This is a genomic window from Mesorhizobium sp. M1295 (assembly GCF_040318135.1).
GTDB lineage: Bacteria > Pseudomonadota > Alphaproteobacteria > Rhizobiales > Rhizobiaceae > Mesorhizobium.
In genome coordinates, this window is the sequence record NZ_JAMYLU010000019.1 from 76,574 (window position 1) to 88,654 (window position 12,081).

Below are 12,081 nucleotides of genomic sequence, written 5' to 3' on the forward strand. Positions count from 1 at the left end.
ACTCCGCAAGCCCGCTGAGTCCCTTATCTTACCTAGGGTGAGGAGGACAACAGTCTGGCGATGCACCACGCTGCTGCTGTCGGTCTTATCACCGACTATCTCTGAGGCATTCTCCGCCGCTACATGCCCCAGCGCAGCGCGGCGGTGTGCACAGGCGCATCCCAAAACACTGCCGTCTCGGCGTCGAACATGCTCAGCGTGATCGAGCAGCCGGCCATGTCGAGCGAAGTCACATAGGAGCCAACCAGCGACCGGGTCACCGTCACGCCGTGCTTCTCGAAGGTTTTGCGGGCGCTGTTGTACATCAGATAAAGCTCCATCAGCGGCGTGCCGCCAAAGCCGTTGACGAAGAGCAGCGCCCGGCCTTTGGCGCCGTCGCCCAGATCGCCGAGGATCGCGGTACAGATCTCCTCGACGATAGCGTCGGCGCTCTTCAACGTGTCGCGCCGCCTTCCGGGCTCGCCATGGATGCCGACCCCGAACTCCATCTCGCCGTCGCCGATGTCGAAGGTCGGCTTGCCCGCCGCCGGCACGGTGCAACTGGTCAGCGCCACGCCCATCGAGCGCGTTGCGCCGTTGACGCGCTCGCCCAGCGCCTTCAAAGACTCCAGTGGCATGCCTTGTTCGGCCGCCGCGCCGACGATCTTCTCGACCACCAGCGTACCGGCGACGCCGCGCCGGCCGGTGGTGTAGGACGAGTTTTCGACCGCGACGTCGTCATTGGTCACGATTTGCATCACGCCTTCCGACATTTCAGCGGCCATGTCGAAATTCATCACGTCGCCCTCGTAGTTCTTGACGATGAACAGGCAGCCGGCGCCCGTATTGACGGCTTCCACGGCCGCCATCATCTGGTCCGGCGTCGGCGAGGTGAACACCTGCCCGGGGCAGGCGGCATCCAGCATGCCGTGCCCGACGAACCCGCCATGCAGCGGCTCGTGACCCGAGCCGCCACCGGAGATCAGCGCCACCTTGCCCGATTTGAGCAGCTTGCGGCGGACAAATTTGTGTTCCTCGCCAAGCGCCAGAATGTCGGCATGCGCGGCAACGAAGCCGTCGAGGCTCTCGGTCAGCACCGTGTCGACCGAATTCAGAAATTTCTTCATGGCTGTCCTCCCGAAATAGCCCAGCGTCAGCTGCCCTTGCCGGCGATGCTGGTGATCTTCTGGATGAAATCATTGACCGCCCGGTCGAGCGCCGCATTCTGCTTATCGTCGCCGAAATCGGGAACGATCAGCGAGACATGGCGTGTCTTCCGCATGCCTGCGGCCAGCGACATCTTTCCCGGATGCGCCCGATGATATGCTTCAAGGAAATGATCACGTTCGGCCGGGCTGAAATGGCAGACGGAGAAGATAGCCGGCAAATGCTTCGATGGTATCGGCGTCGAATAGGCCGGGCTGGAAATCTGCGTGACGAAGCTGCGGTGCTTGCCGAGCGCGTCGGCGAGGCGCTGGCGCATGCCGGATGGGCGCTGGTCGATCACCTGCGACAGGATCGTCTTGTAGGCGCGGATAGTCTCTTCGGGGCCGGATTGCGACGCCTTGTCTGCCATGCCGGGGCCCTAGATCGAAACGTCCGCGATGGCCGCCTTGGCCATCGCGAGTTGGGCGGGAGCGACGGAGAGGTCACGCAGGCCGGTTTCGAGCAGCGCCGGGATCGAGGCGGGGTCGCCGCCGGCATCGCCACACAGGCTGACCGGGATATTATGCTCGCGGCCGAAGGCGGCAACGGAGGCGATCAGCCGGAGCACGGCCGGGTGCCTGACGGAATTCAGATGTGCGACAGAAATGTTGTCGCGAGCGGCGGCCATCACATATTGGGTCAAATCATTTGAACCGATCGAGAAGAAAGCGGCCTCGGCGAATACCTCCGGTACGATGGCCACCGACGGCACCTCGACCATGATGCCAAGCGGCGGCATTTTGTGCGCGATGCCGCGCGCGAAAAGGTCAGCCTGCTCTTCCGCGAACAGCGCCGTCGCGCGTTCATATTCTTCCGGGACGGCGATCATCGGGAACATCACCTTCAGATTGCCGTGCATGGCGGCACGTAGCAAGGCGCGGATCTGTATGCGAAAGACCTCCGGACGCGCCAGCGACAGCCTGATCCCGCGCAGGCCAAGGAATGGATTACATTCCTCGACGGTCAGGCCCGGCACAGGCTTATCGCCGCCAGCATCGACGGTTCGGATCGTCACCGGCCTGTCGCCTGCCCATTCCAGCACTTTGCGGTAGGCGCGATATTGCGTCTCCTCGTCCGGCAGCGTCTTGCCGACCAGGAATTCGGTCCGCATCAGCCCGACGCCGTCGCACGTCGCAGCATCGATGCTGTCGACATCGGACGGATCGGCGATATTCACCTGCACCCGGACCGCTATGCCGGTCTTCGTTGCCGCAGGCCTTGTCAGATAGGCTGCCGCTTTGCCGCGATGCGCCGCGAAAGACAACGACGATCGCCGGAATATGGCGATCTCCGCTTTCGAAGGTGCCAATACGATGCCGCCATGTTCGGCATCGAGCAGCGCGATTTCGGCAAGGTGAGCCGGCGAAGCACCGAGTTCGGCCGGCCCCAGCGCTACTATCATTGGCACGCCGCGCGAGCGCGCCAGCATGGCGACATGGCTTGCGGCACTTCCGGCTTTCAGCGCAATGCCGCCGCCCGCACTCCAGTCGGTTTCGAGGAAGCGCGTCGGTGCGATATCCTCGCCGTAGAGGATCGCGCCCGCCGGCGCGGCAATGTCGCCGCCCCCGGTCAGTGCGCGCAGCACCTGGTCGCGTATATCGCGCATGTCGGCGGCGCGGGCACGGAAATAGTCCTGCTCGGATGTTTCGTAGCCGGCGATTTCGGCGTCGAGTGCCTGCCGCCAAGCCACATCAGCGGCCATGCCCTCGGCGATGTGCGAAAAGGCCGGGGCGGTCAGCGCATCGTCCTCCAGCATGGCGAGCTGGAATTCGAGGATATCGGACGCCTCGCTGTCGCTGGTTTCGATCAATATCGCGAGCCGGCCTGCGGCAATGGAGATGGCGGCCTCAAGCGCCGCTTTCTCGTCCGCGGCAGTCGCCTTGCGGACATAACGCACAGCAGCCTGGTCGAGGTCGAACAGCGGCCCCTCGGCATAGCCGGCCGATGCCGAAATGCCCTGCAGCCTAAGCGGTTCGGGCATGGTCCTTGCCTTCGTCGAAATCGCGCCGCACCAGCTCGACCAGTGCCCCGACGGCCTCGCCGGCGCCGTCGCCTCTGGCCCTGATATGCAGGACAGTGCCTTTCGGCGCTTTCGCAGCCATCACCTTGACGATGCTCTTGGCGTCGAACCATGGCCCGTTGGCGGCGAGCGCAATCTCGACGTCGGCCGAAAACGTCTTGGCAAGCTTGGTGAACTTCACCGAAGGACGCGCATGCAGTCCCACCTCATGTGTGATCAGGACGCTGGCTTCGGCTGCTGCGGACATGCTTGTCAAAGTTCCCGTTCACTCACGACGGCGACAGTTCGTGCGCCGTCGCCACCACTTCCTTGAGCGAGGCGCCGCCGGAAGCCTCGGTCGCCGCCATCACCGCGCCTTCGACGATCGGCGCATTGCAGACGATGATCTTCTGGGCGCGTGGTTCGCCGATCATCTCGACCGCCATCTCGCTATTGGTCTCGGCGCCGCCGAGATCGACGAGGATGGCGACACCCGCCTCCGACCAGGCCTTGTCGATGGCGCCCATGATCGCCTCGACATTGGTTCCCAGCCCGCCATGGCCGTTTCCGCCGCACCATGCAAGCGGCACTTCGTCGCCGACCATCTGCCGCACCATATCGGCGGTGCCTTCGGCGACCAGCGGCGAATGCGATACGATGACGATGCCGACATTGCTCATGCGCGCCTCTCGATTATCTCGGCTACGGCCCGCACCAGAAGCGCGGTCGAGCGTGCGCCGGCATCCATATGACCGATCGAACGGTCGCCAAGGAAGGAGGCGCGCCCACGCAACGCCTTCATCGGCACGGTCGCCTCGGCTGCGTTGTCAGCGACCTCGGCGATGTCCGCTGCCGCCCTTCCCTGCAGCAGGGCCTCATGCACCGGCTGCAGCACATCGAGCATGGTTTTTTGCCCGGCCTGCGACTTGCCTCTGGCGGCCACCGCTTCGATCGCCTTGCCGAAGGCCGCAGCCAGATTGGCGCGATCCGGCGCGGCGGAAATCTCCTTGCCGAGCGCCATGAAGAGCGTGCCGAACAGGGGTCCGGAGGCTCCGCCGACAGTCATCACCAGTTTGGTGCCGATCGCCTTCAGCGCCTCGGGCAACGGCTTTGCCGCGAACGCGCCGGCCTCGGCCCGCACGGCCTCGAAGCCGCGTTTCATGTTGAGCCCATGGTCGCCGTCGCCGATCGCCTGGTCGAGCCCGGTCAGCTCTTCGGCATGGGCGGCGATGGTGTTTGCCGCCGCCTCGATTAGCCTGGAAAGATCCGCTACCGCCATATCACCCATGCTCCTGGCCTCCGCGCTGCCGGCAGTACGAGAAAATTGCATATCCGGCAATTGAAGCATTCTTTTCCCCAGTCAAGCGGGTTCGAGCAACGCAGCGAGGGCAGTGAAGACCTCGGCGATGGCAAAGGCGCCGGGGTCGACCACGCCGTCGAGCTGGCTGCCAATATAGGCGGACCGCCCGGCCTTGGCCTTGCGCATGGCCGCGGTGGCCTCGGCGCCGCGTCGCGCCGCGACCGCCGCGTCCTCCAGACTGCCGCTATCCAACGCCCTCAAGGCGGGTTCCAGGGCATCGATCATCGTGCGATCGCCGACCCTCGCTCCGCCATGGAAGGACATCCGATCCAGGCCGACGAGAAGCGCCTTGGGAAGCGTTTCGCCAGATTTCGACGCCTGCGCGGCGGCGGTTAAGAAGATCGACAGCAGCACGCCACTGGAGCCGCCCATGCTGGTACTCAGTATGTCGCCGACGGTGGCGAGCGTTGCGGCAGCGTCGGCGAGCGGCAGTGTCTCAAGGCGGCTAAGCACGCTCCGCGCACCGGCCGCCACAGTCGATCCGGTGTCGCCGTCTCCCGCCTTGGCATCCAGTCCGTTCAACGCGCCTTCAAGCGAGATCAGCCGTTCGCAGACCGCGACAACCAACTGCTCGGTGCGTGCATCCTGGCTGGCTTTTGACGCGTTGTTCGGGCCGGTGGCTTTGGCCACCGGCACGACGCTCACTGGGCGAACGGCTCTTGCCGGCAGCCAGGCGTGAGGGCCGACCGGCGCCCGCAAGGCTACTTCGCGAGGCGCATCGAGCCGGATCAGCGACAGGGAAAAGCCGTTCATGTTGAGCGCCGTCATAAGCTGCCCGGGCCCGATCGTCAGCGTCACCTTTCGTGCCAGCGGTGAAGCCAACACCGCATTGGTGACAAGCAACATTTCCAGCGGCGGCACCGAACCGAGATTGTTGATCAGCAAGGCGTAGTCACTGGCGGGATCGAGCCGCGCGGCAAGGCGCTCCGACATGATCGCAACCAGCCTTTCGGCACTTTGCACCGCAATCCGCTCAACGCCCGGTTCGCCATGAATGCCGAGGCCGAGTTCGGCGTCGTCGGCGCCAAATCTTTCGTCATGGCTCTGGCCGGGGATCGAGCAGGACGACAGCGATATGCCGAGTGAAACGATGTCCACCGCCGCGGCCCGCGCCGTAGCGGCAACCGTCGCCAGATCGTTGCCGGCTTCCGACAGGTGGCCGGCGATCTTGTGCACGAACAAGGTGCCGGCAACGCCACGCGGCTGGGCAATATCCGGCAGGGCAATGTCGTCGGCGACGATCACCATCTCGACGCGGAAGCCTTCGGCGCGCGCCTTCTCGGCTGCCAAGCCGAAGTTGAGGCGATCACCGGTGTAGTTCTTGACGATCAGCAGGCACCCGGCGGGACCGCTTACCGCGCGGATGGCGGCCAATACTGCTTCCACGCTCGGCGAAGCAAAGATCTCGCCTGATACTGCCGCCGTCAGCATGCCCACGCCGACGAAGCCGGCATGCGCGGGTTCGTGCCCGGCCCCGCCGCCGGAGATGATGCTGACCTTGCTCTTATCCCAGTCCGCACGGAGGACGACCTTGATTTCGGGATAGCCGTCGAGGCGAGCGAGATCGCCGGCGCCGGTCGTGCCGAGAAAGCCGTCCAGTGCCTCAGTTACGATCGTATCCCTGCGATTGAAAAAATGCTTCATCGAATTGGTCCAGTCCGGTGCCCGAAATTGCCGGTTGAAAGGTGCCAGGAAAACACTCGCGCAGCGCTCACATCAGCCGTCGCCCATCGGCGCCGAAATACAGCGGCGAGCGATAGCGGATCATGATCTTGTCGCCCTGCGCCAGGTCGGTGTCGGGGTCGGTCAGCGTCACCAGCTTCTTGGTCCCCACCGTCACGTGCAGATGGTTCTGGTCGCCGAGATGCTCGACCCAATCGACGACGCCGTCGGCATGGCCGTTCGCCGCCTTCTCGATCGAAAGATGTTCGGTGCGCGCTCCGATCGTCTTGGTTCCCGCCGGCGCGCCGCCATCCGGCAGCAGTCCGACCGGCAACAAATTGATTGCCGGTTGGCCTAGCCTTGCCGCGACGTGAAGGTTTGCCGGCTCAGAATAGATCGTGCGCGGCGAACCGATCTGCACCAGCACGCCGTCGGCGAGAATGCCGATGCGGTCGGCCATGGTCATCGCTTCGATCTGGTCGTGGGTGACGTAGAGCATTGTGGCGCCGAGTTCGGCCTGGATGCGCTTCAGCTCGAGCCTGAGATCGGCGCGCAGTTTGGCGTCGAGCGACGACAGCGGCTCGTCCATCAGGTAGATCGACGGCTTGCGCACCAAGGCGCGGCCGATGGCGACGCGCTGCATCTCGCCGCCCGACAGTTTGATCGAGCGATTATTCAGCTTGTGGTGGATGCGTACCATCTTGGCCACATCGTCGACGCGGCGGCGGATCTGGTCCTCCGGCATTTTCCGCGCCGGCGAGCGCAGTGGAAAGGCGAGGTTGTCGTAGACCGACAGATGCGGATAGAGCGAATATTGCTGGAAGACGAAAGCGGTGTCGCGCTCGGCCGGCGACAGCGTCGTCGTGTCGTGGCCGGCAATATGGATCGAGCCCGCTTCCGGCCGCTCCAGCCCGGCGATCAGCCTGAGCGTCGTCGTCTTGCCGGCGCCAGTCGGCCCGAGCAGCACGACGAATTCCCCGTCGGCGATATGCAGGTCGAGATTGTCGACGGCGACATGCTCGCCAAAAACCTTGGTCACGCCTTTGATGTGAACGTCAGCCATGATGCGCTCTCCCCTGGGAGGCCGACTCATGGATTTCGGTGCGCACCGCACGGCCGGATCCTTTTGCGAACAGCGACAGCCGCGCGCTGCTCAGCGCCAGGCCGACATGATCGCCCGGATTGAGCCGGATTTCGGCCGGTACCCTGGCCTTGATGATGCCGTCTGCCGTCTCCACCGCCACAATCTGCGTGGTGCCGAGATATTCGGTGCCATAAATGGCGCCGCGCAGCTTCGAAGCGTCATCGAAACGGATGTGCTCCGGCCGGATTCCAAGCGCCATCTCGGCCGGCGCAATATCCTCCCGCACCTCCGGCACGGCCACCTTCGCGCCTTGCACAACAATTTCCCTGGCGCCCTTTGAAAGGCCGCCGCCGAAGCCGAGGAAATTCATCGGCGGCGAGCCGATGAAGTCGGCGACGAACATCGTTGCCGGCCGGTCGTAGATTTCGCGCGGCGTGCCGAACTGCTCGATGACGCCATGGTTCATCACCGCGATCTTGTCGGCCATCGACATCGCTTCCATCTGGTCATGCGTGACATAGACGGTGGTGGCGTGGATGCGGTTGTGCAGGTCGCGCAGCTCATGGACCATCAGGTCGCGGAATTCGGTGTCGAGCGTGCCGAGCGGCTCGTCCATCAGGAAACACTTTGGCCGCCGCACGATGGCGCGGCCGAGCGCTACGCGCTGGCGGTCGCCGCCGGCAAGCCCGGAGACGGATTTGTTGAGCAGATGGTCGATCCGCAAAAGCTTCGCCGTCTCTTCCACCCTGGCCCGGATTTCAGCACCTGGCATGCCTTGCGCCAGCAACGGAAAGCCGATGTTCTTTCTCACATTCATGTGCGGATAGAGCGCGAACAGCTGGAAGACGAAGGCGATGTCGCGCTCGCGGGCACGCCGCATGGTGACGTCCTCGCCGCCAAGCAGGATCTTGCCGCCGGTCGGCAGTTCGAGCCCGGCGATCATACGAAGCGTCGTCGTCTTGCCGCAGCCCGACGGCCCCAGCATGACGAAGAACTCGCCGTCTTCGACGACGAAGTTGGAATCCTGCACGGCGACGAAATCGCCGAATGCCTTCCTCAGATGTTCGACCCTGATCTCGGCCATCGTCTACTCCGGAAATTTCGAGACGATGATGAACATTGCCGTGCCGGCCAGCATGGTGATGAAGGAATAGGTGTAGAGCGCCAGCGCGAAGGGCTGGAACAGCATCAGGAAGCCGATCGCGATGATCGCCGTGGCGACGTTTTCCATCAGCCCGCGCCTGGCCCAAACGGGCCAGCGCGATTTGCGTTTTGCGGTCAGGTTCATTTGCGCACCGCGCCGAAGGTGATGCCGCGCAGCAATTGCTTGCGAAGCAGGATGGTGAAGACCAGGATCGGCACCAGGAAGATCGTTGTGCCGGCCGCGACCGCCGGCCAGTCCTGGCCGCCTTCGCCGATGATGGTCGGGATGAAGGGCGGCGCGGTCTGCGCCGTGCCCGAGGTCAGTAGCGCAGCGAAGGCATATTCGTTCCAGGCAAAGATCAGACAGAAGATGGCGGTTGCGGCAATACCGGTGGTCGCCTGCGGCAGTACCGTGCGCCAGAACGCCTGCAGCCTGGTGTAGCCGTCGATCATCGCCGCTTCTTCATATTCGCGCGGGATCTCGTCGATGAAGCCTTTTAGCAGCCACACTGCCAACGACACGTTAACCGCCGTATAGAGCAGGATCATGCCGAGAGCCGTGTCCGACAGGCCAAGCTCGCGATACATCAGGTAGATTGGGATGGCGACAGCGATCGGCGGCATCATCCGCGTCGACAGGATGAAGAACAAAAGGTCGTCGGCGAGCGGCACCTTGAAGCGCGAAAAACCGTAGGCCGACAGCGTGCCGAGGAACACTGCGCAAAAGGTTGAGCCGAAGGCGATGATCAGCGAATTGACGAAGCGCGGCATGAAGTTCGAGGGGCCGGCGATCACCATGTTGCGCTTGCGCACCGTCTCGTCGCAAAGGCCCGTCGCCGGCCCCAGCGAGTTGATGTATTCCGGCGTCTGCCTTGTCCGCGTCGTGAACAGGTTGCAGTAGCCCTCAACGCTGGGCTGGAACAGGATCTTCGGCGGATAGGCGATCGAATCCGGCGGCGTCTTGAAGCTGGTGGCGAAGATCCACAGCAGCGGCACGATCGAGATCAACGCGTAGGCGACGATGATCGTGCCGGCGACGCGCTTTGACGTGGCCGAGGGTGCGACGACCGAATGGGCTGACGTCAGGCTCATCTCTGCTTCACCTTGTTGAGCGCCTTGACGTAGATGTTCGCCAGGCCGAACACCGCGACGAACAGGATGATGGCGAAGGCCGAGGAATAGCCCGTCCGCCAGCTTTCGAAGGCCTGCCGCTTCAGCGTGATCGAGGCCACTTCGGTGGTCGATCCCGGCCCGCCACCGGTCAGCAAATTGACCATGTCGAACATCTTGAAGTTCTCGATTCCGCGAAACAGCACCGCCAGCATGATGAAGGGCAGCGCCATCGGCAGCGTGATCGACCAGAACTGCCGCCAGTTGGAGGCGCGGTCGACCTCGGCCGCTTCGTAGATGTATTCGGGGATCGAGCGCAGGCCGGCGAGGCAGATCAGCATCACGTAGGGAGTCCACATCCAGGTATCGACGATGATGATCGACCATGGCGCCAGCGACACGTTGGACAGCATGCTGATCTCGGTTGCCGGAATGCCGGTGACGAACGAAACGGCGTAGGCGAACAGCCCGATCTGCGGCTCGTAGAGGAAGCGCCAGAAATTACCGACCACCGCCGGCGACAGCATCATCGGCACCAGGATGATGGTCGTCCAGAAGGCGTGGCCACGAAACTTGCGGTCGATCAGCCAAGCCAGCGTAAAGCCGATCAGCGTCTGCAGCAGGATGGTCCAGAACACGAAATGCGCCGTCGTCTGCATGGCGATCCAGATGTCCTGGTCAGCGAGGATGCGCTTGTAGTTGGCCAGCCCAAGGTTCTTCACCACCTCGTTGGGGCGATTGGCGCGAAAGTTGGTGAAGGACAGATAGATCGCCCAGAACAGCGGGAAGATATTGATGGCGAGAAGCAACAGGATCGTCGGCGAGATGAACAGCCAGGCGAGGCCCTTGTCGCTGATGCCCCGGACCTTGCGGGCCAACGGCTCAGGCGTAGCCCGGGCAACGCTGTCCGCCGTCCGATTGAGCATGGTCAGTCCTGCTTCGGTCACTTGGATCGTCTCGACAATGGAATTTATCTGAACTGTGTCCCGTGCCAAGGGCGGCACGGGACGGTTCGGTCATGGGCTCGGGAGGAGCCGGTTACATCCGATTACATCTTGCCATCGTCCTGGAAGACCTCGGTCCAGTCCTTGACGAGGCCGTCGAGCGCGTCCTTGGCCGAGCCTTGCCCGGCAACGACATAGTCGTGGAAGCGCTTCTGCGATGCCTGCAGCAGCGGTGCGTAGCTCGGCTCGGCCCAGAAATCCTTCACGATGGCCATAGAGTCGAGGAAGGTCTGCGCATAAGGCTGGCTGGCCGGGAAGCCCGGGTCCTTGACGACCGCGTTGAGGCAGGAATAGCCGCCGAGCGACCACCATTTGGACTGCACGTCCTTGTTGGCGAACCATTTGATGTATTTGAGCGCGGCTTCCTGCTTGTCGGAATAGGAGACCACCGAGATGCCCTGGCCGCCGAGCTGGGCGAACTGGTCGCCGTGGGGACCCTTGGGATTGACGAAATAGCCGATCTTGTCGCCGCCGACATTTTCGTCCTTCTGCAGGCCTGGCCAGGTGAAGGCGAAGTTCATGTGCATCGCCACCTGGCCGGATTTGAAGGCGTCGACGCCTTCGCCCATGTAGCTGTTCGAGGCGCCGGGAGGGGTGCAGCAATCATAGAGCGCCTTGTAGAACTCCAAGCCCTTCACCGATTTATCGGAGTTGACGAAACCTTCCATCTCGTAGGGCTTTTTCGGATTTTCATACTGGAAGCCGAAGCTGTAGAGTACGTCCATGGCACCCATGGTGATACCTTCCGAGCCGCGCTCGGTGTAGATCGACGCGCCATAGACGGTCTTGCCGTCGATCTCGCGCTTCTGGAAGAATTCGGCGATCTGCCTCAGCTGGTCGAAGGTTGTCGGCGGGCCGAGATCCCAACCGTATTTCTCCTTGAATTCCTTCTGCAGTTCCGGCTTGGAGAACCAGTCCTTGCGATAGGTCCAGCCGACGACGTCGCCCATAGCCGGCAGCGCCCAGTAATTCGGCGAGTTCTTCGGCCATTCCGAGTAGCCGACGACAGTCGCCGGCACGAAATCGTCCATGCTGATCTTCTCCTTGTCGAAGAAGTCGTTCAGCTTGACGTAATGGCCGTTCTCGGCGGCGCCGCCGATCCACTGGCTGTCGCCGATGATCATGTCGCACAGCTTGCCGTGCGAATTCAGCTCGTTGAGAAAGCGGTCGGCATAGTTGGTCCACGGCACGAATTCGAATTTCATGCCGATGCCGGTTTCCTTGGTGAAGTCCTTGGACAATTCCACGAGCGCGTTAGCCGGGTCCCAGGCTGCCCAGCAAAGCGTCAGATCTTCTGCCTGCGCGACGTTCGAAACGGCTGTCGACGCGAGGAGTGTCGATGCCAGTCCCAACGCCAGTTTCAAGGTCGATTTCATGCCTTCCTCCCATTTGCGAAACGCGTCCGGATGACGGTTTCAAGAGCCCGCTAAACCCCTCCTCCGGGGCCTAAACACAACGGCGCGGCAACACGTCGGATGTTTAGTAATTTGTTTAGTGATGCAATTTTTACTAAACAAGGCAAGCGAATTCGTTG

13 protein-coding genes are annotated in these 12,081 nt (G+C 63.0%); all 13 read right to left on the minus strand.

Annotation, left to right across the window (positions count from 1 at the left end; translation table 11 throughout):
• Positions 1 to 119: 119 nt before the first annotated feature.
• Positions 120 to 1,106, minus strand: a complete 987-nt coding sequence (gene dhaK, locus NKH29_RS24025) for a dihydroxyacetone kinase subunit DhaK (protein ID WP_352790629.1) — start codon at positions 1,104 to 1,106, stop codon at positions 120 to 122.
• A gap of 26 nt (positions 1,107 to 1,132) precedes the next feature.
• Positions 1,133 to 1,555 (minus strand): hypothetical protein, encoded by a 423-nt coding sequence (locus NKH29_RS24030; RefSeq protein ID WP_352790627.1) that lies wholly within the window; start codon positions 1,553 to 1,555, stop codon positions 1,133 to 1,135.
• A gap of 9 nt (positions 1,556 to 1,564) precedes the next feature.
• Positions 1,565 to 3,166: a phosphoenolpyruvate--protein phosphotransferase gene (ptsP, locus tag NKH29_RS24035; RefSeq protein WP_352790626.1), complete on the minus strand. Its 1,602-nt coding sequence runs from the start codon at positions 3,164 to 3,166 to the stop codon at positions 1,565 to 1,567.
• The gene (locus tag NKH29_RS24040; RefSeq protein WP_023717966.1) at positions 3,150 to 3,452 is read right to left on the minus strand and encodes an HPr family phosphocarrier protein; all 303 of its coding nucleotides are present in this window, start codon (positions 3,450 to 3,452) and stop codon (positions 3,150 to 3,152) included. Before NKH29_RS24040 ends, ptsP begins: the two co-directional genes overlap by 17 nt.
• A gap of 22 nt (positions 3,453 to 3,474) precedes the next feature.
• The gene (gene dhaM, locus NKH29_RS24045) at positions 3,475 to 3,864 is read right to left on the minus strand and encodes a dihydroxyacetone kinase phosphoryl donor subunit DhaM (protein WP_172220312.1); all 390 of its coding nucleotides are present in this window, start codon (positions 3,862 to 3,864) and stop codon (positions 3,475 to 3,477) included.
• Positions 3,861 to 4,463 (minus strand): dihydroxyacetone kinase subunit DhaL, encoded by a 603-nt coding sequence (gene dhaL, locus NKH29_RS24050; protein ID WP_352483978.1) that lies wholly within the window; start codon positions 4,461 to 4,463, stop codon positions 3,861 to 3,863. The genes dhaM and dhaL overlap by 4 nt, the downstream gene beginning before the upstream one ends.
• Positions 4,464 to 4,544: 81 nt before the next feature.
• On the minus strand, positions 4,545 to 6,188 hold the full coding sequence (locus NKH29_RS24055) for a dihydroxyacetone kinase subunit DhaK (protein ID WP_352483979.1): 1,644 nt from the start codon (positions 6,186 to 6,188) through the stop codon (positions 4,545 to 4,547).
• A 67-nt stretch (positions 6,189 to 6,255) separates the two neighbouring features.
• Positions 6,256 to 7,269 carry an ABC transporter ATP-binding protein gene (locus NKH29_RS24060; protein ID WP_352790624.1) on the minus strand — a complete coding sequence of 338 codons (1,014 nt, stop codon included), beginning with the start codon at positions 7,267 to 7,269 and terminating at the stop codon, positions 6,256 to 6,258.
• Positions 7,262 to 8,374 (minus strand): ABC transporter ATP-binding protein, encoded by a 1,113-nt coding sequence (locus NKH29_RS24065; protein ID WP_352495753.1) that lies wholly within the window; start codon positions 8,372 to 8,374, stop codon positions 7,262 to 7,264. Before NKH29_RS24065 ends, NKH29_RS24060 begins: the two co-directional genes overlap by 8 nt.
• 3 nt (positions 8,375 to 8,377) lie before the next feature.
• Entirely contained in the window at positions 8,378 to 8,578 is a 201-nt protein-coding gene (locus NKH29_RS24070) for a hypothetical protein (RefSeq protein WP_023717960.1), read from the minus strand.
• The gene (locus NKH29_RS24075) at positions 8,575 to 9,525 is read right to left on the minus strand and encodes a carbohydrate ABC transporter permease (protein WP_023717959.1); all 951 of its coding nucleotides are present in this window, start codon (positions 9,523 to 9,525) and stop codon (positions 8,575 to 8,577) included. Before NKH29_RS24075 ends, NKH29_RS24070 begins: the two co-directional genes overlap by 4 nt.
• Positions 9,522 to 10,469: a carbohydrate ABC transporter permease gene (locus NKH29_RS24080; protein ID WP_031211681.1), complete on the minus strand. Its 948-nt coding sequence runs from the start codon at positions 10,467 to 10,469 to the stop codon at positions 9,522 to 9,524. The genes NKH29_RS24075 and NKH29_RS24080 overlap by 4 nt, the downstream gene beginning before the upstream one ends.
• Positions 10,470 to 10,591: 122 nt before the next feature.
• Positions 10,592 to 11,923 carry an ABC transporter substrate-binding protein gene (locus NKH29_RS24085; protein WP_353000710.1) on the minus strand — a complete coding sequence of 444 codons (1,332 nt, stop codon included), beginning with the start codon at positions 11,921 to 11,923 and terminating at the stop codon, positions 10,592 to 10,594.
• Between the last annotated feature and the right edge of the window lie 158 nt (positions 11,924 to 12,081).

Excerpts from the sequence above, each read along its gene's own strand:
- NKH29_RS24080 (WP_031211681.1), bottom strand. The coding sequence starts at position 10,469 with ATGCTCAATCGGACGGCGGACAGCGTTGCCCGGGCTACGCCTGAGCCG.
- dhaM (WP_172220312.1), bottom strand. The coding sequence starts at position 3,864 with ATGAGCAATGTCGGCATCGTCATCGTATCGCATTCGCCGCTGGTCGCC.
- NKH29_RS24030 (WP_352790627.1), bottom strand. The coding sequence starts at position 1,555 with ATGGCAGACAAGGCGTCGCAATCCGGCCCCGAAGAGACTATCCGCGCC.
- NKH29_RS24060 (WP_352790624.1), bottom strand. The coding sequence starts at position 7,269 with ATGGCTGACGTTCACATCAAAGGCGTGACCAAGGTTTTTGGCGAGCAT.
- NKH29_RS24065 (WP_352495753.1), bottom strand. The coding sequence starts at position 8,374 with ATGGCCGAGATCAGGGTCGAACATCTGAGGAAGGCATTCGGCGATTTC.
- NKH29_RS24085 (WP_353000710.1), bottom strand. The coding sequence starts at position 11,923 with ATGAAATCGACCTTGAAACTGGCGTTGGGACTGGCATCGACACTCCTC.
- dhaL (WP_352483978.1), bottom strand. The coding sequence starts at position 4,463 with ATGGCGGTAGCGGATCTTTCCAGGCTAATCGAGGCGGCGGCAAACACC.
- NKH29_RS24070 (WP_023717960.1), bottom strand. The coding sequence starts at position 8,578 with ATGAACCTGACCGCAAAACGCAAATCGCGCTGGCCCGTTTGGGCCAGG.
- ptsP (WP_352790626.1), bottom strand. The coding sequence starts at position 3,166 with ATGCCCGAACCGCTTAGGCTGCAGGGCATTTCGGCATCGGCCGGCTAT.
- dhaK (WP_352790629.1), bottom strand. The coding sequence starts at position 1,106 with ATGAAGAAATTTCTGAATTCGGTCGACACGGTGCTGACCGAGAGCCTC.
- NKH29_RS24055 (WP_352483979.1), bottom strand. The coding sequence starts at position 6,188 with ATGAAGCATTTTTTCAATCGCAGGGATACGATCGTAACTGAGGCACTG.
- NKH29_RS24040 (WP_023717966.1), bottom strand. The coding sequence starts at position 3,452 with ATGTCCGCAGCAGCCGAAGCCAGCGTCCTGATCACACATGAGGTGGGA.
- NKH29_RS24075 (WP_023717959.1), bottom strand. The coding sequence starts at position 9,525 with ATGAGCCTGACGTCAGCCCATTCGGTCGTCGCACCCTCGGCCACGTCA.